19 protein-coding genes are annotated in these 20,525 nt (G+C 53.0%); 12 read left to right on the top strand and 7 right to left on the bottom strand.

The window, feature by feature from the left end:
* The first annotated feature begins 25 nt into the window (after positions 1-25).
* Both JNE38_RS29220 and JNE38_RS29215 read left to right on the top strand, forming a co-directional pair.
* Positions 26-1,234, top strand: coding sequence for a trans-sulfuration enzyme family protein (locus JNE38_RS29220; RefSeq protein ID WP_203354519.1), 1,209 nt, complete (start codon positions 26-28; stop codon positions 1,232-1,234).
* Between the two features lie 25 nt (positions 1,235-1,259).
* Entirely contained in the window at positions 1,260-2,711 is a 1,452-nt protein-coding gene (locus tag JNE38_RS29215; RefSeq protein ID WP_203354518.1) for a sigma-54 interaction domain-containing protein, read from the top strand.
* A gap of 65 nt (positions 2,712-2,776) precedes the next feature.
* On the opposite strand, the gene JNE38_RS29210 is transcribed toward JNE38_RS29215, so the two are convergent.
* The gene (locus tag JNE38_RS29210) at positions 2,777-3,292 is read right to left on the bottom strand and encodes a stalk domain-containing protein (RefSeq protein WP_203354517.1); all 516 of its coding nucleotides are present in this window, start codon (positions 3,290-3,292) and stop codon (positions 2,777-2,779) included.
* A gap of 222 nt (positions 3,293-3,514) precedes the next feature.
* Here JNE38_RS29210 and JNE38_RS29205 point away from each other — a divergent pair, with 222 nt between their 5' ends.
* Complete coding sequence (locus tag JNE38_RS29205; RefSeq protein WP_203354516.1) at positions 3,515-4,207, top strand: uracil-DNA glycosylase; 693 nt, start codon at positions 3,515-3,517, stop codon at positions 4,205-4,207.
* 74 nt (positions 4,208-4,281) lie between these two features.
* Here the strand turns inward: JNE38_RS29205 and JNE38_RS29200 are convergent, their stop codons facing one another.
* Positions 4,282-4,923: a thiamine diphosphokinase gene (locus JNE38_RS29200; RefSeq protein WP_203354515.1), complete on the bottom strand. Its 642-nt coding sequence runs from the start codon at positions 4,921-4,923 to the stop codon at positions 4,282-4,284.
* Between the two features lie 13 nt (positions 4,924-4,936).
* On the bottom strand, positions 4,937-5,350 hold the full coding sequence (locus tag JNE38_RS29195) for a 2Fe-2S iron-sulfur cluster-binding protein (RefSeq protein ID WP_203354514.1): 414 nt from the start codon (positions 5,348-5,350) through the stop codon (positions 4,937-4,939).
* A gap of 202 nt (positions 5,351-5,552) precedes the next feature.
* On the opposite strand from JNE38_RS29195, the gene JNE38_RS29190 reads away from it, so the two are divergent.
* Positions 5,553-6,461, top strand: a complete 909-nt coding sequence (locus JNE38_RS29190; RefSeq protein WP_203354513.1) for a GNAT family N-acetyltransferase — start codon at positions 5,553-5,555, stop codon at positions 6,459-6,461.
* 6 nt (positions 6,462-6,467) lie between these two features.
* Here the strand turns inward: JNE38_RS29190 and JNE38_RS29185 are convergent, their stop codons facing one another.
* Complete coding sequence (locus JNE38_RS29185) at positions 6,468-7,277, bottom strand: Fpg/Nei family DNA glycosylase (RefSeq protein ID WP_203354512.1); 810 nt, start codon at positions 7,275-7,277, stop codon at positions 6,468-6,470.
* A gap of 179 nt (positions 7,278-7,456) precedes the next feature.
* On the opposite strand from JNE38_RS29185, the gene JNE38_RS29180 reads away from it, so the two are divergent.
* Together JNE38_RS29180 and JNE38_RS29175 are read left to right on the top strand one after the other, a co-directional pair.
* Positions 7,457-8,614 (top strand): THUMP domain-containing class I SAM-dependent RNA methyltransferase, encoded by a 1,158-nt coding sequence (locus tag JNE38_RS29180; RefSeq protein WP_203354511.1) that lies wholly within the window; start codon positions 7,457-7,459, stop codon positions 8,612-8,614.
* Positions 8,615-8,740: 126 nt separating this feature from the next.
* Positions 8,741-11,419, top strand: a complete 2,679-nt coding sequence (locus JNE38_RS29175; RefSeq protein ID WP_203354510.1) for a DUF4855 domain-containing protein — start codon at positions 8,741-8,743, stop codon at positions 11,417-11,419.
* A 177-nt stretch (positions 11,420-11,596) separates the two neighbouring features.
* Here the strand turns inward: JNE38_RS29175 and JNE38_RS29170 are convergent, their stop codons facing one another.
* From JNE38_RS29170 to selD, 3 genes are all read right to left on the bottom strand, one after another.
* Entirely contained in the window at positions 11,597-12,235 is a 639-nt protein-coding gene (locus tag JNE38_RS29170) for a hypothetical protein (protein ID WP_203354509.1), read from the bottom strand.
* Between the two features lie 134 nt (positions 12,236-12,369).
* Positions 12,370-13,620, bottom strand: a complete 1,251-nt coding sequence (locus tag JNE38_RS29165; protein WP_203354508.1) for an MDR family MFS transporter — start codon at positions 13,618-13,620, stop codon at positions 12,370-12,372.
* 537 nt (positions 13,621-14,157) lie between these two features.
* Positions 14,158-15,219, bottom strand: coding sequence for a selenide, water dikinase SelD (gene selD / locus JNE38_RS29160; protein WP_203354507.1), 1,062 nt, complete (start codon positions 15,217-15,219; stop codon positions 14,158-14,160).
* 92 nt (positions 15,220-15,311) lie between these two features.
* Between selD and mnmH the strand changes: the two genes are divergently transcribed.
* From mnmH to JNE38_RS29130, 6 genes are all read left to right on the top strand, one after another.
* A complete protein-coding gene (mnmH, locus tag JNE38_RS29155) occupies positions 15,312-16,373 on the top strand; it encodes a tRNA 2-selenouridine(34) synthase MnmH (protein WP_203354506.1) in 1,062 nt (353 codons plus the stop codon).
* Positions 16,374-16,467: 94 nt separating this feature from the next.
* On the top strand, positions 16,468-17,580 hold the full coding sequence (locus tag JNE38_RS29150) for an aminopeptidase (protein WP_203354505.1): 1,113 nt from the start codon (positions 16,468-16,470) through the stop codon (positions 17,578-17,580).
* Between the two features lie 255 nt (positions 17,581-17,835).
* Positions 17,836-18,006 carry a hypothetical protein gene (locus JNE38_RS29145; RefSeq protein ID WP_203354504.1) on the top strand — a complete coding sequence of 57 codons (171 nt, stop codon included), beginning with the start codon at positions 17,836-17,838 and terminating at the stop codon, positions 18,004-18,006.
* A gap of 87 nt (positions 18,007-18,093) precedes the next feature.
* Positions 18,094-19,044, top strand: coding sequence for an RluA family pseudouridine synthase (locus JNE38_RS29140; RefSeq protein ID WP_203354503.1), 951 nt, complete (start codon positions 18,094-18,096; stop codon positions 19,042-19,044).
* 88 nt (positions 19,045-19,132) lie between these two features.
* Entirely contained in the window at positions 19,133-19,762 is a 630-nt protein-coding gene (locus JNE38_RS29135; protein WP_203354502.1) for a YhbD family protein, read from the top strand.
* Positions 19,763-19,776: 14 nt separating this feature from the next.
* Entirely contained in the window at positions 19,777-20,502 is a 726-nt protein-coding gene (locus tag JNE38_RS29130) for a polymer-forming cytoskeletal protein (protein WP_203354501.1), read from the top strand.
* Positions 20,503-20,525 lie beyond the last annotated feature (23 nt).

The following is a 20,525-nucleotide window of genomic DNA, read 5'->3' as shown; positions in this document are numbered from 1 at the left end:
ACAAAGGAAGAGGGAGCGAAGGAACATGACAAAAAATCAATGGGGATTGGATACCGCCATTATTCATACAGCACAAACGCCATGCCAGAAGACAGGAGCAGTGGTTTCGGCGGTCGTACCCGCGGTGGCTTACGCATTTCCGGACGCGGATGCGGCAGCGGCGTGCGTAGCAGGGCAGCGGGAAGGCATCTATTACGGACGCTATGGCAACCCGACGATCCAGACGTTGGAGGAGAAAATTGCCTCACTGGAAAACGGAGAAGCAGCCCTGGGGGTCAGCAGCGGCATGGCTGCCATTTCAGCATCGTTGCTCGCATTTCTACAGCAAGGCGACCATGTCGTGTGTACGCGCGATGTTTATGGAGGCAGCCATAAATTCCTGACGACCTTGGCCCCTCGCTACGGCATCTCCGCCGATTTTGTGGATTGTACCGATCTGGATGCCGTGCAGCGAGCGTTTTTGCCGCAGACCAAGGTACTGTACCTCGAGACGCCATCCAATCCATGCATGACCGTGCTCGACATAGAGGCATTATCGCGATTGGCCCATGCTCGCAACATCACCGTGATCGTCGACAATACATTCATGACACCGTATTTGCAAAGACCGCTGGACCTGGGAGCGGATGTTGTGGTTCATAGCGCAACGAAGTATTTGAACGGACACGGAGATGTGATTGCCGGTTTCATCGTGGGAAATCGGGAGAGCATCAAGTTCATGCGCAAGCACATCATGGGCGATCTCGGACAAAACCTGAACGCATGGGACGCTTTCCTGATCCTTCGCGGACTCAAAACACTCGGCCTTCGCGTCCGGCAGCACTGTCAAAATGCCGAAGCGGTGGCTCATTATCTGGCAGAGCATCCTGCCATCGAGCGCGTGTATTATCCGGGTCTGGCTTCCCATCCGCAGCACGAGCTGGCAAAGCGGCAAATGGCAGGGATGGGAGGAATCGTCTCATTTGAGGTCAAAGGCGGCTACGAAGCAGCCAAATCTTTCATTAACGCACTGCGCCTGGCTATGATATCGTTTAGTCTAGGAGATCCGGAAACACTGGTGCAGCATCCTGCCTCGATGACCCATTTTTCCATTCCGGCTGAAGAGAGGGTCAAGTTTCATATCACAGACGGTCTCATCCGATTGTCTACAGGCTTGGAGGATGCGAAGGACATCATCGCAGATTTGGAGCAGGCACTGTCCCAACTGCTGGTGGCATCAGTGAACAAGGGCTGAGGAACGTTTTGCAGGAGGACCAATCATGACCGAATTTTCCCGCATTGAGGAGTTCATTCAATCATACGCGGATAACATTGCAAAGGTATTAGGTCTGGATGTCACCATTCTGGATGAGCAGGGAATCCGTGTGAGTGGAACAGGCTATTATCAAGAGCTTATTGGGCTGCCTGCTCCGGAAGGGTCGTTCTTTCGGATGATTTTGCAGACCGGGCAGCCGGGTATGATGTTTGACATGAAGAAAAACGAGGCGCAGTGCATGAACTGCAAGTTCTTGCTGCAATGCCGGGAGCTGGGAACGATCGGGTTCCCGGTGCACAAGCGGGAAAAGACGGTGGGGGTCATCGGAATCATCGGTTTTTCTCCTGAGCAAAAGGAAAAGATGCTGCACCATTCGGAAAAGTGGATGCCCTTTTTGCAGCATATCAGCTCGTTGATTGAGCACAAGCTGCTCGAGCTGGATGCTGAGCTGGAAAAGAGCTGCCATATTCAGGAGGAAAAGCCCGAGGCATCGATTGCTCCTGTCTACTTTGCCCAGTTGATCGGGGCAGAGACGGGGATGCGGGATGTGATCGTAAAGGCGAAGAAGGTGACAAACAGCATCTCTACCGTCTTGGTGCGGGGAGAAAGCGGGACGGGTAAAGAGCTGTTGGCGCGTGCGATTCACAGTGAGAGCACTCGCAGCCGGTATCCTTTTGTGGCGATCAACTGCGCAGCGATCCCGGAAACTCTGCTGGAGAGCGAACTCTTCGGCTACGAAGGGGGAGCCTTTACCGGATCGAGACGGGAGGGCAAACCAGGAAAGTTCGAGCTGGCGCACAAAGGGACGATTTTCCTCGATGAAGTGGGCGATATCCCGTTGGCGCTCCAGCCCAAGCTGCTCAGGGTCTTGCAGGAAAAGACCGTCGATCGTGTAGGCGGGGTCAAAACGATCGGGATTGATGTGCGGGTCATTGCTGCAACTCATCGAGATTTGGAACAGATGGTGAAAGAGGGAACGTTCCGGGAAGATCTGTATTACCGGCTGAATGTCATCCCCTTGCGCTTGCGGCCATTGCGAGAGCGTCGTCAGGATATTCCCTTGTACCTGCAGCATTTTTTGCATCGGTATTCGACGTTGCTCCAAAAGAATCGTTGCCAGCTGGAGGCAGGCATGGTCGAGCGACTCATCGAATACGACTGGCCGGGAAATATACGGCAGCTGGAAAATGCAGTAGAGTACATGGTGAACATGGCTGAGGGTGAACGAATCGGCTTGGAGGACGCTCCGGATTACTTGCTCTCGGAAGGAGAAGGAAAACGTAACGCTCATCAGGCACAAAGCCTGGAGCAGCTGCTGGCAGAGTATGAGCGCTCTGTGCTGCAGCGCTATTTTACAGATCATGCGTACGCACAGGATAAGGCAGCCATCGCAAACGAGCTGCAGATCAGCCTGTCCACGCTGTATCGGAAGCTGGAGAAATACGAGCTGGTTTAGCCGTGAAGCGGGCACAAACCAAAAAGAACAGCGGCCCCCCTAGGCTGCTGTTCTTTTCTGTATCGTTAGAGCAATGATTTGATTTCCCCGGTATTCGGATTCACTACAAACCAGCCATAGGTGCTTGTATAGCTATCTCCGGACTGGAAGTTGTTCACGACGGTTTGATAAACTTGGATAACATAATGGCCTTTTTCGTCGTCGTGATCGTATTCGACTACGTGGTTGGGGGTCAGACTGCCCGCGAATTTCTTTTTGACCAGCTCGACGGCTTCCATCTTGGAGTACATCTTGGCTACCGGAAGCTTGCCGATGAAGATTGATTTGGACTTTGCGTCGTAAATGACGGGTTTGTTCAGGTTTTCGGCGACAAAGCGGATGGGTACGTATACAGAATTTTTGTACATAATTCCTTGCACGTCGCTCGACGGCGATTTTGGTACACCTTCAAAGTAGTAGGTGAACGGCGTTTTGGTTCCCTCGGTCACATCAGGAAAAGCTGGTGCCGCGATGGCGATCCCGGAGAACAACACCGAGCCAACGATGATGCCCCCGACGAACGATTTGAAATCCCATTTCATGTAGTAAACCTCTTCCCTTTTATATATCTAAATCTTCCCAGGAAATATTATGGCAAAAATCGACAAGATCAGCTATCAAACGAGGGTACTAGGAAACAAAGACTAGAAAAACGAGAAAAAATAGGACTGGACGAGGGAGGGCCTACTTTTTCCGACTTCTCTCTCATTCCTCGTGGCATTATGATAAGCTAGAAGCAAAATTATCGGACAAGGTGAGAATACATGACGATCTTGCAAAATGATTGGGCGCCCGTACTGGCTGATGAGTTCGAGAAGCCCTATTATTTAAAATTGCGGCAAATGCTAAAGGAAGAATACCAGACGCAGACGATCTATCCCGATATGCATGACATCTTTACCGCTCTCCATCTGACCGGCTATGAAAATGCCAAGGTTGTGATTCTGGGACAGGATCCGTATCACGGACCGGGGCAGGCACACGGCCTCAGTTTTTCTGTAAAACCGGGAATCAAGCCGCCTCCCTCTCTGCAAAACATCTACAAGGAGCTGCAGAGCGACTTGAACTGCTCGATTCCAAACCACGGCTACCTGACACATTGGGCGAAGCAAGGCGTGATGATGCTTAACGCGGTGTTGACCGTTCGCGGCGGTACCCCTAATTCGCACAAGGGGCTGGGCTGGGAAACGTTTACGGACCAAATCATCGCGCACCTGAACGAGCGGGATACCCCGTTGGTGTTTATTCTGTGGGGCAAGCATGCTCAGGAAAAAGCCGCTTTTATCGATACGAACAAGCACTTCATCATCCAATCGCCGCATCCCAGCCCGTTTTCCGCCAATCGGGGCTTTTTTGGCAGCCGCCCTTTCTCACGGGCCAATGCCTTTTTGCGCTCCAAAGGAATCCAGGAAATCGACTGGCAGCTGCCCATGGACCCGGAAGAGGAAGCACGCTAGATGTCACGAAAAAGGATCGCCCATCTTTTGGCAGAGGGCGATCCTTTTCCTTGTTTATAGATGAACCGAGTAGCTCAATCCCTACTCTGGATGACGAGCAAGAGACCGGAGCCGATGGAGATGGTTCCTGTATCCGAGGTAAGCACATTGCTGATTCCCAGCGTATCGCCGATGCGCAGTGTGGCATCCTCCAGCGGATATTGAAATCCATGGAGAGTAATGCCGGTTACCTCTGGGCTCAATGGCAGCAGGGAGACGTGAGCAAAATGGCTGCGCTCGATCGTGAGCGAGCGGTTCATCAGCTGGATTTCGTTGTGTTCATCGACGATCCTGCAGGAGATGCCGGCCGCCAGCGCTTTTTGCAGCAGTTGAACATTGGCCAAGGAATGATCGAAGCGAGAGCCAAGAGCGCCCACCAGAATGATCTGCGCAGGCTTTTGCTCCAATGCCCAGGTGAGGGCCATCTCCGTATCGGTCAAATCCTTCATGACCGGGTCGCAGGAGGAGATGGTCTGGCTTTTTCGTTCGATTTCTGCCTGCTCTTCCACACTGACGGAGTCAAAATCTCCAATAGAGAGACGAGGGGAAAAGCCGTGCTGGACGAGGAACAAGGCTCCCCGGTCCACACCGACTAACCAATCCCCCGGCTGGATCTGACGAATGGCCCATTGTCCCAGACTTCCCCCGGCGAACAATAAGATTCGGTTGGTATTCATGTGGTAGCCACCTTTATGAATTCTGTGTCATCGATCGGAATGTGCTCTGGCAAGCGAGGCGGTATCCCTGACTGAGCTTGCTGCCTAGCTTATCTTTTTCTTGATTGCCGGGTGACGAGAGGCAGGAGCTTCCTTCGATCAGCTGCACGGCGCATTTGCCGCATTGCCCTTGCTGGCACTTGTATTCGATAGCCTGCCCTTGGGCCAGCGCTGCCGACAGGATTGTCTCGCGTGGAACAGCACGTACTTGAAAGACTTGGTCTCTCTGCTTCACACGAACGTGTTGAACATTTTGCTGCCGGGAGGTTGAAGAGCTGCCATTTTTCTTGGCAACTGGTGCCGGGCTTGTATGTAAAGATGTTATCTGCGGTTGCGATGGTATGGAACGGCCGGGAATGAGTGAGCCTACCGTGAGCGGTTTGCGCATGGGAACCTCCGGGAAACAAGCTTTTCACCATCTTACCACGACGGCAGGTCGAGGGACAGGGAAGGGAATTGTCGATTGAAAGTGATTGAATGTTTTGATTTTATTGATTAAAATAATTTTAATGAGTAAGAATCGACGCGGTCGCTCATCCATGAGCTGGCCTCGATTACAGTATTTTTACTAATTAGCGGAGGGTGATTCCATGATTACCATCAAGCGGATGAGTGACTGTACGTTTGCAGAAGTGACAAAGGCCTGGAACAGGGGATTTGAAGGATATTTCTTTCCCGTTGCCATGACGGAAGAAATGCTGGTGCAACGACTCGGTGCAGAGGGCTATGTGCTCGGGTTGTCGGTGGTTGCGTTTGACGATCAGGAGCCTATCGGCCTTGTCGCGAGCGGCTTGCGTACTGTGAATGGCAAAAAAATCGCATGGAATGGAGGCACAGGCGTCGCAACCGCCTATCGCAGGCAGGGAGTGGGGCGTCAGCTGATGGCAGCAACATTGGAGCTGTACGAGGAAGCTGGCGTCGATGATGCGACCTTGGAGGCGGTCAGCCAAAACGACAAAGCGATTGCCCTCTACGAACAATTGGGCTACGAGGTATTGGACCGCCTGCTCTTCTGGCAAAGGACCGATGCCCTGCCTGAGAATCTCTTTGGCGTCAAAGAGAATGCCCCCTACCGTGTACGTCATGTGCTGGCTCAAGAGGTCTCCAGGCTGCCTTTTTATCAGGCAGATGCTCCTTGGCAAAATCAATGGCAGAGCATGCGGGATGGAGAAGCCCTGTCGATTGAAGATGAGCAAGGCCAGACTGTCGGATACGCCATGTACAAACGAATGGTAAATGACGAAGGAAAAGTCTCAGCCATCGTCCTTCGGCATTGCGCCGCACAGCCAGGACACGCCGATGCTGACACGATTATGCGTGCAGCCCTGCATGAGCTGTATGCACCGCACGATTTGGAATGCCGCCGCTCGACCTTTAACCTGCCGGCTGCCCAGGAGCAGCTCCTGCACATTCTGGAGGAAGCGGGATTCGGTCCGTCGGGCACAGAGCAAGTATATATGGTGAAAAAGATGAAAAAGCCGGAAGACGCAGCCGTGTAATTGACTCTAGTTCTGACAGTGCGTACAGAAAAAGACTTTTCGGGAGGAGAGCTTGTCTAGTGCGATGGCGTGTCCGCAGCGTAGGCACGGCTCTCCTCCTCTGTCGTATACCCGGCAGCGGTCATTGAAGCCGCCTGTCAGTCCGTCGCCTTTGTAGAGAGGAGTCTCCATATACCCGCCGTATTGCATGGCTTCTTTCAAGACTGCTTGCATCGAGTGGTAGAGACGCGTCACTTCTTCAGATGTGAGAGTGGGGATGCGCCGCGTGGGCAAGATCCCTGCATGAAAGCAGATCTCATCCGAGTAGCAGTTTCCGATCCCGGCGAGCCAATGCTGGTCGACCAGAGCTGTCTTGAGGATACCTCGCTTGCCGGACAGCTGCTGGGAGAATTGAGCCGGCGTAAAGGAGGGGGCGAGCGGTTCGGGCCCCAGCTCGGATAGTCTTTCATCGATTTGCTCGGACGTCAACAGATGCAGGTACCCAAGTCGCAGCCCGTGAAAATAAAGAATGCGGTTGCCTATAGACAGCGTCACCTGCGAGGTTCGCGACAGCTTGTCCTCCGCTGTGCCTAGATAGAGAAAACCGCCCAGCATCAAATGGAGGAGCAGGACATGGCTGTTTTCCAAATGAAGCAGCAGATGCTTGCCGCGCCGATCGATGAGCGTGAACCTGCTTCCGTGCAAGATTTGCGCAAATGGATCCGGAGACATGTTGATGGTCTTTTCCCGTTCAACATGGGTATCGGTTATGGTCAATCCGACGATCTGCTGCTGCAGAAGTCTGCGATAAGTCTCCATCTCAGGCAATTCGGGCATGGGTACCTCCTTTTCCAGCGTGCTTTCTTTTCATAGGCTTTCCGGCCACCTGTTCCGCCATCCCAGCCTGATGGCGGTTTTTCGATTTTAGGACAAGATTACCAACCCCATACCCAAATCGGGTAATATAGTATAAGGGTGTAGCCCGAAGCCATATGCACGGAATGGAGAAAAGTAGGATGCAAAAAGTGGAATTGATCGCTACGGCGACATTTGGATTGGAATCTGTGGTAGCAGAAGAGGTAAAAGCGCTTGGCTACACGGATGTACAGGTGGAAAACGGCAAGGTGACATTTACCGCAGATATTTCTGCGATACCGCGAACAAATTTATGGTTACGAACAGCCGACCGGGTGCGTCTAAAGATTGGGGAGTTCCAAGCGTCTACGTTTGACGAGCTTTTTGAAAAGACCAAGGCTTTGCCATGGGCGGATTGGATCACGGAGGACGCTGCTTTTCCGGTGGAGGGCAAGTCTGTCAAATCTACCCTGTTCAGTGTTCCTGACTGTCAGGCGATCGTCAAAAAGGCAGTGGTCGAGAGTCTGAAACAGACGTACAAGCGGGACTGGTTTGAGGAGCAGGGGCCATTGTACAAGATTGAGGTGGCGCTGCTGAAGGATGTAGCTACACTGACGATCGACACATCAGGGCCGGGATTACATAAGCGTGGCTACCGTGAGCTGATCGGTACGGCGCCGCTCAAGGAAACAATGGCTGCAGCGCTGATCTTGCTGTCCCGCTGGAAGCCGGATCGCGTTTTCATGGACCCGTTCTGCGGCTCCGGTACCATTCCGATCGAGGCGGCATTGATCGGACAGAATATCGCGCCAGGCATGAACCGGGAGTTTGTCTCGGAGAGCTGGCCGACCATTCCGAAGGCAGCTTGGCGGGAGGCTCGGGCGGAGACTCACGATTTGGCTCGCTATGATCAAAAGCTGGAGATCATCGGTACGGATATCGATGAGGAGATTCTGAAGATCGCCCGCAGAAACGCGTCAGAGGCAGGGGTCGACGAGCTAATCCACTTCCAGCGCATGGACGTGCGTGATATCCGCACCAAGAAAAAATACGGCTATCTGATCTGCAATCCGCCGTACGGGGAACGCTTGGGTGAGTGGAAGCAAGTCAGCCGAATGTACGGGGAAATGGGCAAAACCTTTGCCGCCTTGGATACGTGGTCTTTCTACGTCATCACGTCTGACGAATTGTTTGAAGAACATTTTGGACGGAAAGCGAGCAAAAAGCGGAAGCTCTACAACGGAAACATGAAGGTCGATTACTACCAGTTTTTCGGACCAAAACCGCCTCGCCCGTCGTTGGTTCCCCCTGCCGAATAAGAGTGCCTTTGCCGACGCTGCTCCTTGCTTGGGGGATGTGTGTGGCGCAAGGATGTTACGGTAAGTCACGCGAGGAATGGCGTTACTCACACGTAAAAAGAGAAGGGGTAATTGGAGGAGAATACAATGAGTAAGAAACGAATGGGGAACCGTTTCGTGGCTGCCTGTCTGGCGTTTTCTACGCTGTTGGCCGCGGCGGCTCCGATGGCAGGTGCTGCATCTGATCCGAGCCGTACAACCACGACTGAAGCCGGAACAGCTCAGACTGCCGTGCAAGACCAGACCACAGCGTTTACGGATCTGGGGAACAGCTATGCAAAAGATGCCATCAATCACTTGGCGTCCCTGCAAATCATCAATGGGCAGGGAGAAGGACTCTTTTATCCACAGAAAACCATTTCCCGGCAGGATATTGCCGTTTTGCTGACCAAGGTGGCCGGGTTGCTGCCAAAGTCGGCAAAAGAAGCAAGCTTTGCGGATGTTCCTGTGGATAGTCCGTACGCGCCGTACGTCTACGGATTATCCGAGCTGGGGGTCATGAATGGTAGAAATGACGGAACGGTAGGAGCAGCCGATCCCCTGACGAGACAAGAGCTGGCTGTGTTGCTCGCGCGACTGATGAAAGAAAGTCACGTAGCCAAAGCGGCAAGCACGAGTGCCACTTCCTACAGTGACGAGGAAGAAATGGCGGGCTATGCCCGTGAGGCGATCGCGGATGTCACCAATCAGCGCTGGATGCAGGGAGCGAATGGCAAGTTTAATCCGCTCGGAACCGTGACGCGTGCGGAAGCCGCTGTCATCGCGGAGCGTGTATTGAATGCCCGGTACCAGCAGGCGGAGCAAGCCCAGTTTACATTGAATGCCAAGAGCTTGAGCCTGATGGCAGGAACGAGCGAGCGCCTGAGGGTGGCGAGCGCGAATGGGGAAAAACTCCCGTTCACACCGATTTTTGCATTTGATCGTCCTGAGCTGGGCACGATTCTTCCGGATGGGACATTCGTGGCTGGTCCTGCACCTGGGAGGGGCAATGTGACGGTTACGGTGGGCTATCACAGCGAGACCATTCCCGTCGAGATTACGAATGCCCCTAAGACTGAGGAAAATGACCAGCCTGTCTCGTCTGGCGAGCAGGCAGCGGATACCAAGGTACAGGTTGCAGAACCAGCCGATGCCGCTGCACCTGCCGAGCAGACCACTGCCACAGACTCCCAAGAGCCTGCGGAAGAGGAGGAAGAAGCGGCTGAGTCGGCTGAACAGGACGATCTGGTCAACGTGGCACCGGGAAGCTTCACTTCGGTGAAAACGTTTGGACCGCCTGATTCATACTTCCAAACGGTGGAAAAGCAGTATCCAGGTCCGGTAGGCGGATTGGTGACGCCTTCGGAGGAATGGACGGGCTATAACCGTCAGTTCGGTCGAAAAGTGACCGTGACTCTTTCCGAAGCGAAGCCGCTGGAGCGGGTAGCGCTGACCTTCAGACAGCAAAAGACCTCGGGGATTACGCTTCCCGAGTCGATGGATGTAGAAGTATCTCGTGACGGCAAGGCTTGGTCTTACGCGGGGAAAGCTGTGCACGACGTTCCGGCATCGGAAGAAAAACAGGTGCTGCGTACGCTGAGTGTGACGCTCCCCGATGTGGAGGCACGCTACGTGCGGGTGTCCTTCCCGGTAAAGGTGTTTGCGTTTGCTCGTCAGCTGGAAGTCTGGGCGAACGAAAACAGCCGTTGGGACGAAGCGGTGCTGCTGCCGCCGCCAAGCCCGACGCAAATGATGGAGGATAAAAAGGCAGGAAATCGCGTAGAAAACATGCTGCTCGCTTATTCGGGTGCGTATGGAGACCGCGGCAACTGGACCAAGGATGATTTCCTGCCGATGGTGGGCTACCGCACGGCGGACGGCTATATGCGTGACCAAATGTTTGATACGATTCTCTTTTTGCCGTACCAGGATATGCCGGCAACGAAGGTGGGCTGGCAAGGCTATCTGAACGACCTGTTTGGGACCAATCGACAGCTGGATGCCTTGAACAGTGCCATGCGGGAGTACAATCGCCTGAGAGGGACCTTGTACACCACGCCGACACAGGAAAAAGTCGTTCTGGCACTGCCGTACCCGAATATGAATCAGACCAACTTCGGCAAGCTCGCCGATAACAAGCCATCCCTGTCATTTAATCCGACAGGCATCGGCGAAGAGCAAGCGTACGAAAACCGCAAGCAGGCGCTGGAATGGTACTTCCAGGAGCTGCAAAAACGTTGGAACAAAGCGGGGTATTCGTATCTGCAGCTGGAGGGGATTTACTGGTTCCATGAGCTGATCGAAGACAGTGCTCCGAAAGAACGCGATCTGATTCGCAGCATGGCGAGCATGGTCCATGATGAGGCGCTGCGTTTCTACTGGATTCCGTATTACGGCGCTCCCGGTGCCGGCGAGTGGAAGTCACTGTACTTCGATTATGCATTCCTGCAGCCGAACTACTACAGCGACAAGCCGGTGCAGCTGGATCGCATCGAAGGCGTGCTGGACGCCATCAGCAAGTACGGGATGGGAGTAGAGATCGAAGGGGATGAACGGATGTACCGTGATCCCAAGTTCTATCAGACCTATTACAACCAGCTGGTGGCTGCCCACAAGCTCGGTATGGACAAAAACAACGTGCATGCGTACTATTACGGCTCCAAAACGCTGATTCAGGCAGCGACGAGCACGGATCAGGTGGTGCGAGGCATTTACGACGATACGTACAAATGGATGCGCGGCAAGTTTGACCGGGAAGAGTATTATGAGGCAAACGAAATGCCGTAAAGCCGAAGAGTCTGCTCCCCTTATCGAGAGGGGGACAGACTCTTTTTTTGTACAGATAAGAATCCTCCGCCAAAAGCTTGAAGTAGCCACGTTTTCTAAATGGAGACCGAATTTATTGCGAACATAGTGACATCGTTCAGCTAACGACCACATGCCCTCGGCTTTTGTTTGTGTGTCCTACCTGCGAATGGATGGGACGGCCAGGTCATGCAGGGCGACCAAGTCGCGCAGGATCAGTTCTCTCATGGCGTGAAGCTGCGGGCAGGGATGGTAGTAGTTCCTCCCAGAAGCACACGGTTTGCCGAAAACAGGAACCCCCGCAGCGGCAATTTCTCGCAGCCACATTTCCTTCAGGGAAGTGAGGAGGCGAGAGGATTTCGCCACGCATCCCCAGCCGAGCAACATCCAAGGGTGCTTGACCAGTTCGTGGGAGCGCGTAATGTGTTCATCGAGAGCGGTCTGGCCTGCCAGAAGGAGGGCTTCAAACAGGCTGATGGCGTCCTTTGCTTGCGGGTTTTGCAGGGAAAACAGGTTGTAGATGTGCAGTCTGCCCTCGAGCTTGCCTTGCTCGGCCTTTGAGGAATAGATCGCTTCCGTCATTTTGATCAGCTGGTGCATCGTCGGATCGATCGTTGTTTGTCCCATGATCGCATGTTGAGGCGCAGGCCTTTCCCGGAATAGGGTGGATGAGCCTGGATTCAGCAAGAGGCAGCTGCCCAGAGACTCAGATGACGTCCCCCATTGAATATAGGCAGACGTGCGGTATACGTACTCTCCCTTTGTTTTAAACGTAGCGAATGCGCTCGGCTGATTCATGGAAAAACCCCCTCCTGACGTAACTCTCCTACCTAGTACACACTATATGCTAGATTTTGAAAGCTAGTACGATGGGGACGAGTTTGCGAGCAGAGAAAAAGTCGGCCCGCTAGCGAGGGCCGACTTTATTTGCTTTACGTTTGGGGGGATTGCTGCGATTCGTCTGGAATCATGCGGAACAGGCGGATGTAAATATACGCACTGATCAGCGAGACAGCCAAAATGATCCCGAATACGCCTACTGGCGACAGCCATTGGGAGATCCCTATGGCGAGAGGCGCGATGAAGCGGCCAATGGAAAATTGCAGGGAGGATGCCCCCATATATTGTCCGCGAGCATCTTCAGGTGCATACTTGCTGATAAAGCTCTGCGCCACAGGTGTGCGAATCAGCTCCCCGAGCGTCAGGATGAACATGCAGCCGAACAACAGCCAGATATTTGCCGTAAAGGCCATGAGGAACATGCCGAAGCCGTACAGAACCGACGAAATGACCATGCTGTTTCGGTCGCTCCAATGCTGGAACCACTGAGTGACGGGAAGGGTAAACAGCACCACGAGCAAGCCGTTGAGTCCCATCAGCCAGCCGAATGCGCTGGTCCCGCCTACGTTGAAGGTCCAATCTCCCCACCAGACGAGTGGTTGATTGTGCACGTACTCTTTTACGTATAGCGCCATGTACATGTCCAGCTGCATGAAGGCGATGGCGACCAGGATGCCTGCACCGATGTAGAGGGCAAACACTTTGTCACGGAAAATGACGGCGTATCCCTTGAATTGCTGGGAAATAGAGAAGCGCTCTTTGGCTTTCTCTTTTCGCACTTCAGCAGGCAAGGTTTCCTTTACCAAAAAGAAGATCGCGCAGGCAAAAAGGAGCTCGATGACGGTGCAGACGAGCAAAAGCTCAAAGCGGTAATGCACGAAGAAAAACGAGCCAAGTACGGGACCGGCTACTACCCCCATGTTCATGGCGGTGTAGAACGTAGCGAATACAAGGCGACGGTCTTCCTCTGTGGTCAAGTCTGCCACCATTGCGGAGCTCGCCGGCCAATACAGGGAGCCCGCAATCCCGATTCCGATGAAGGCGAAGTAGTCAATCAGCGGAGAGCCGGAAAAGGCGAACAGCGCAAACATGACAGACGACGTACAGAGGGAGAGCAGCATCGTCGGCTTGCGTCCGACCTTGTCTGCCAAATAGCCGCCGAACAGATTGGACAGCATGCCGAGGAGCGGTGGCACCATCAGCAGAATGCCAGCGACATCCTTGCCGAACGATTCGCTGAAATACAGAGCCATGAACGGAAAGTACATCCAGAAAAAGGTGTGGGTAATCAATTCTCCGACTAAACGGACCTTTAAATTCAAATCCCATGAACGCCAATGCATGACAAGATCCTCCATTCCTACCTGTTTCTCTATCTGCAGGAGCCATGATCTTCACTTTTTGCACAAAACGGTCAAGACCATTTTGTTTGACCGCGAGCGGCCATATCCTCGTTTGTGAAAAACGTCGAGATGCTCCAATCCCCCGGTGAGAGGGGACGTTTTTCACAAAAAAAGCGCAAGCGGGAGAGAGACGAAAGGCTCTTCCGCTTGCGCTTTGACGATCGATATCAGGTGTCGGGCAAATAAAGCCAGTCTAAGGTTACCCAAAAAGGGCTCCATACCTGGGGCGGTATGTTCCTCACATAAACTGGTGCCCACAACAACCAATCGGGAAAAAGACGGAAGCGGTTCTGGCATCCTGCAGTTTCTTGCTATAGGTGGTCTTTAAGAGGCAGTGCCCCTTATCAGAGGCCTACCTAAGCTAAGATAACTACAGAAATCACCATGAACCAACACTCCCGTCTTTCAAATTTTTTAAAAGGATCAACTCTTGTTGATTAGGATACTTCAAAAGCTGGAACAGACGCAAGGAAAATTTTATGATTTATCGGAAATTACTTGAATGGTGCCTGGGTGGTCTGAGACGACTTCGCCAATGATCTGGGCCCACTCGATTCCTTTCTGGTGCAGCTCATGTAAAAGCTGAGCTCCTTGATCTCCCGGGACGCTGATCAACAGTCCCCCGGAGGTAACGGCGTCACACAAGATCAGGCGATCCAGCTCTTCCATTTCCTCAGGGAATTGCACGCGATCAGCCACCCAGCGGAAGTTGGACTTGCTGCCGCCGGGAATGATGCCTTGCTCCGCCAGCTCACGCGTACCTGCCAGAATGGGAACTTCCCCTGCATAGAGACGGATGCCTGCCTGGCTGCCCTCCGCCATTTCCAGCGCATGGCCCAATAATCCAAAGCCTGTCACATCCGTGCAAGCATGAACAGGATAGCCTTCCATGCATTCGGCTGCGTATTTGTTCAAAGTAGCCATGACGGTCATGACGAGCTCCGTCTGCTCCTCGGACAAGGCGTCGCGCTTGATCGCGGTCGTCTGGATACCGACGCCGATCGGCTTGGTCAGGATCAACACGTCGCCTGGCTTGGCTGTGGCATTGGTCAGGACGCGAGAGGGATGTACCGTACCCGTAACGGCCAGCCCGAATTTCGGCTCAGGGTCATCGATGGAGTGTCCGCCGACGAGCACCGCGCCTGCTTCGGCTACCTTGTCAGCGGCCCCGCGAAGAATCTCGGTCAAAATCGACGGGTCCAGCTTGGAAATAGGGAATCCGACGATGTTCAGGACCGTAATCGGCTTGCCGCCCATAGCGAATACATCGCTGATCGCATTGGCCGCAGCGATCTGCCCGAACCAGTACGGATCGTCGACGATGGGGGTAAAGAAGTCGAGGGTTTGGACGATGGCCAGATCATCCGTCAATTGAAAGACGCCGGCGTCATCAGAAGTCTCCACGCCGACCAGCAAGCGGGGATCACGCTGGGAGGGAGCCGGCAGGTTTTTCAGAACAGCGGACAAGGCGTCAGGGCTAATCTTGCATCCGCACCCTCCTTTTGTTGTGAGGGAAGTGAGTTTCACTCTTTCAGACATGTTATGGCCTCCTGACAATCAAGGTATAATAGTAGAATATTTGAAAATTCGAGTAGGTAAATCTAGCATATCAGAAGTTAGGGTGACATACATTGCAAGAGATAACCGTTCAGGAATTACTAGTCAAAGGCTATGCCAATTTGGTGGACGTCCGCTCGCCGGGAGAGTTCGCCAGGGAGTCCATTCCAGGGGCAGTCAACATTCCCTTGTTTAGCGATGAAGAGCGGGCGCGAGTAGGGACGACCTACAAACAGGTGGGACAGGAAGCGGCTCAATGGCTCGGCATGCAAATCGTTTCCCCCAAAATGGAATCCGTCATGCAGGCGATCAAGCAGCGGGGAGAAGAATGGGGAGAACCACCGACGATCTTTTGCTGGCGCGGCGGCATGCGCAGCAGAGCGATGGCGACGTTCGCTACGTTTTCAGGGCTGAAGGTCCGACGATTGCAAGGCGGGTACCGAGCGTACCGTCAGCATGTGCTGGAGACAATCGCCCCGTATGAGCTGCAAGTCCCTGTCTTCCTGCTACACGGTATGACAGGGGTAGGGAAAACAGAACTTCTTCGCAGACTGGAGGAAAAGGGACTACCCGTGCTCGACCTGGAGCGAATGGCTGGGCATCGCGGCTCCGTTTTCGGGCATATCGGGAAAGGCAAGCCGGCCAATCAGAAGATGTTTGATGCGAGATTGTTCGAAACGCTGCAAAGGAATCGGGAAGCACGCTTTTTTGTCATGGAGGCGGAAAGCAAACGGATTGGAAACGCGATATTGCCTTCCTTTTTGATGGATGCCAAACAGCATGCCATCCATGTTCAGGTCACCGCCCCTTTGGATGTTCGGGTGCAAAGAATCTACGATGACTACGTTGTCCCTTTTTCTTGGCGGCCCGATTTCGCAGAAAAGGTAGAGAAGGCGTACACCTCCATCTCCAGGAGAATTCCAACCGAGCAGGCAGCCCTCTTGCGCACGGCGCTTGAGGAAAGAGACTATCGAACGGCGATAGCTTCTCTCCTGGTCCATTATTATGACCCGCGTTACCAGAACAAGCAGAGCGAATACGTAGAGAGACTGGAGCATCACGTAGACACGACCGATTTGGAAGCGGCGGTAAATCAGATCACGGGAATAATTGAAAAAAGTCTGCCCATTCGGTAAAATATATTTTATCAAGACGGCAAGTCGCTCTAACGGGGCTGGAGCAGTCCTGAGTTAGAGGCTTTTACCAATCATGAGCGCGGGGGGATTACGGATGTTGGATACAAGACTGGTCAAATTGGCCGAAAATTTGCTAAGCCACTCGGTTCGCCTGGAAGCAAAGGAAAGTCTGCTGATTGAGGTGCGGGGAGAAGGTCACGCGCTGGCCAAGGAATTGGTCAAGCAAGCGTACGGAAAAGGTGCCTATCCATTTGTTCGCATCATCGATCCGAGCATTCAACGAGAGCTGATGATGGGGGCGAGTGAAGAACGTGCTGCCCATCTGGCGAAATGGGAAGAGCCGATGTTCAAGGATCTGGATACGTACATTGTCATCAATGGTCCGACAAACGACAGCGAAATGGCAGATGTCCCGGTTGAACGTCGCCGCGCTCACCAGAAAGTGATGCAGGAGCTGAACGATTTCCTGATTTCGAACGTTCGCTGGACACTGCTCAACTACCCGACAGCTGCGATGGCGCAGAGTGCGAATATGTCGACAGAAGCATTTGAAGACTTTTATTTCAATGTCTGCTCCGTTGACTACAAAAACATGCACGAGGCGTTCCTGCCGCTGAAGGAACTGATGGATCGCACAGACAGAGTGCGTCTCGTTGGAAAAGGTACCGACCTTCACTTCTCCATCAAAGATATCCCGAATGTGATCTGCTCCGGTCTGCGCAACATTCCGGATGGGGAGATTTTCACTGCGCCTGTGCGTGACTCCGTAAACGGGACCATCACGTTCAATACGCCAACGAGCTACATGGGCACGAAGTTTGAAAACGTCAAATTGACTTTTGAAAATGGAAAGATCGTCGAGGCGACTTCCAACAACACCGAAAAGCTCAACCAAATCTTTGACACGGACGAGGGAGCTCGCTACATCGGGGAATTTGCGATCGGCGTACATCCATACATTCTGCATCCGATGAACGACATTCTGTTCGATGAGAAAATCGCGGGCAGCTTCCACTTCACGCCAGGACGCGCCTATGACAATGCCGACAACGGCAACCGCAGCCAAATCCACTGGGACATGGTAAACATCCAGCGCCCAGAGTACGGCGGCGGAGAAATCTGGTTTGATGACGTGCTGATCCGCAAAGACGGACTGTTCGTTCTGCCGGAGCTGCAAGGACTGAACCCGGAAAATCTGAAGGGGTAATTATCGAAGCCATCATGCCTAGCATGGTGGTTTTTTTGCACAGATAGGAATTTATGAGATTCCTATCCAGTATAAGTGCAACTACGGCTTCGCCAAAAGGCTTGGCGCAGCCAAGTTTTCTAATCTCCCGCAAAAAAGAAGGCGAATGAAAATAAGAGTAGAAACTTTCTAAACAAAAATATTTACAAATTACCAAACTCTAACATATACTTATTATACAAATAAGTTTATTAAATGAGTTTGGGGGAATGAAGGATGATTCGACTGGGATGGAAACAACGCTTGCACACCTTTTTTGCAGGACGCCTGCTCGGCTGCGAATTCCTTGCTGATGAAGGGTATGTGACCCAGATGCTGGAGATGGGGCAGAAGGTCGCGGTAGCCGACTTTGACGAAGCGCTGCAAAACGTGTGGATCAACCGGTGAGGGGAAGTCAGATGGGATGACGCAAAGTAGGATGTCGGCGTGCCTTTTTGCTACAATAAGAAAAAAGCATGGAACAGAGGGATAGACGTGAGCCGCAAAGACTGGATCGAATATACCGTCACTGAAGAGGAAGCAGGAATGAATGTAGAGCAGATCGTTCGGCAAAAGCTGAACGTATCGGGGCGTATGATGCAGCGGCTGACGAGAAGCAAGGGGATTTTGCTCAACCGAAAGCAGCCTTTTTTACAGCGCCAGGTAAAGGCGGGAGATCAAGTCGCGATCCGGGTCGTGGAGCGACAGCCAGATAGACAGCCGCAGCATGATACGTCGCGAGTGAAAGTACAGACACAGGCCCCTGCCCCAAGCACTCATGTCCTGCCGGTCGAGCTTTTGTACGAGGACGATCATCTGTTGATTGCGAACAAACCGGCAGGCATGATGGTGCACCCGATAAAAGAGGAGCAGGATGGGACGCTGGTCCATGCATTGGCAGCCCACTTTGCCCCGCGAGGAGAGCAATTGAGCATCCACCCTGTACATCGCCTCGACAAGGATACCTCTGGAGCCATTCTGCTCGCCAAAAGCAGCTATGGACATCAAATCGCGGATCGTTTACTGCGGGAAGGGGGCATCCACCGGGAATATGTGGCCGTCGTCAGCGGAGTGCTGGAGAATGAACGGGGAACCATCGATGCGCCAATCGGCCGCGACCCGGGGCATCCGACCAAGCGAAGAGTCGTAGAGGGAGGAGATGCAGCGATCACGCATTATGAGGTAATCCAGCGGTCTTCGCACATGTCGATGGTGCGTGTCTGGCTGGAGACGGGCCGAACCCACCAGATTCGGGTTCATTTCGAGCACATCGGCCATCCCCTGGCAGGAGATACGATGTACGGAGGTACCAGAGGTTTGTTACGCAGACAAGCACTTCATGCATCGTCACTGGCGTTCCACCATCCGCTGCGGAATGAAAAGCTCCAATGCGAAGCGCCGCTGCCAACGGATCTGAAGCGTTTGATTGCAGCAGAATTTGAATAGGCTGTGAACAAGACTGCAGACAAGCAGTCTTTTCTTTTGGTTGATAACGTAACAGTGTTATGTTACATTGTTCGTGGAGGTGCTTGACATGGAAGACGACTTCATTTCGAAAAAGGAGCTGCTGGAGCTTACCGGTATTTCGTACGGCCAGCTGTATCGTTGGAAAAGAAAAAACCTGATTCCGGAGGACTGGTTTATTCGCCGCTCAACCTTTACGGGTCAGGAGACGTTTTTCCCAAAGGAGCAAATCCTGGCCAGAATCGACAAGATCATTCACATGAAGGATGACCTGTCACTCGATGAACTGGCTGACATGTTTTCACCGAACTTGGCTGAATCCATGATCATGCTGGAGGACTTAATTAAACAGAACATTGTTTCGAAGGCGACGCTGGACTTGTTTGCTCAACACTTCGGCATCACCGCAGATGCCTATCCATTTCAGAACGTCCTGTACGCCTACATCGTGGAACGCCTGCTGGTGATGGGTGAAATGGGTCTGGAGGAAGGCAGGGGACTGCTCCAGGTGCTGGATAGCCATTACCCGGCCTTTCAAGGGAAGCCGTGTGAGCTGATCTTTGTCCGCAAGATGGGTGTTTCCGCGTTCGCCCTCGCGCCCCGCGCTTCGGAATTGTATTTCGATAACAGTGTCAAGGTGGTCAGCAGGCTGAATGTAGCCAGCTGCCTGGAGGAATTGAAAGCGAAACTGCTCAAGTAATCGGGAGGGAATCGATGATGAATCAGGATAATCGACCGGATCTGGTCATTCACGGCTCGGTGCATGCTTCGGGAGGCGTTTACCGGGAAGTCAACGTACAGGGCTTTGGCAAAGTAAAAGGTGATGTGGAGTGTATCGATCTGCATTGCGCGGGTCACGTCAGCATCGACGGGGATGTTCAGGCGACAAATGTGAAGGTGGAGGGAAATGCCACTGTGAGCGGTGCGTTCCATGCTGAAAACATGGAGATTTACGGGCAGGTCGATGTCAATGGGGATGTGGAGTTTACTCAATTGCGCGTGGATGGCAGTGCCAAAGTGCACGGCAGCATGTCTGGTGAGGAAATCAAGCTGCGGGGATATTTGAAGTCAACGGGAGATTGCGAAGCGGAACTGTTCAAAGCCAAAGGGGCATTCTCCATCGGAGGCTTGCTGAACGCCGGTCGCATCGAAATCCATTTGCACGGCGGCTGCGAAGCGAGGGAGATCGGCGGTGAGCATATCGAAGTCCGCAAGGCGGGGAACAGCACGCTAAACAAAATCATCAAGCACATTTTCAACAATACGCTGTCGGTCGATACGGTCGAGGGTGACGAAATCTATCTGGAGTACACGCGGGCCAAGGTCGTGCGCGGAAACAACGTAGAGATCGGGCCAGGCTGTGAAATCGATTTGGTCGAATATACGGGGGAATTTCGCAAAGACAGCAGTTCGCAGGTAAAAGAACACAAACAGCATTGAAAAAGCCGCCCGGATTGACAAAG

The sequence above is a fragment of the Brevibacillus choshinensis genome (assembly GCF_016811915.1).
In the GTDB taxonomy this organism is placed as follows: domain Bacteria; phylum Bacillota; class Bacilli; order Brevibacillales; family Brevibacillaceae; genus Brevibacillus; species Brevibacillus choshinensis_A.
This window is presented reverse-complemented; position numbering and strand designations above follow the sequence as displayed.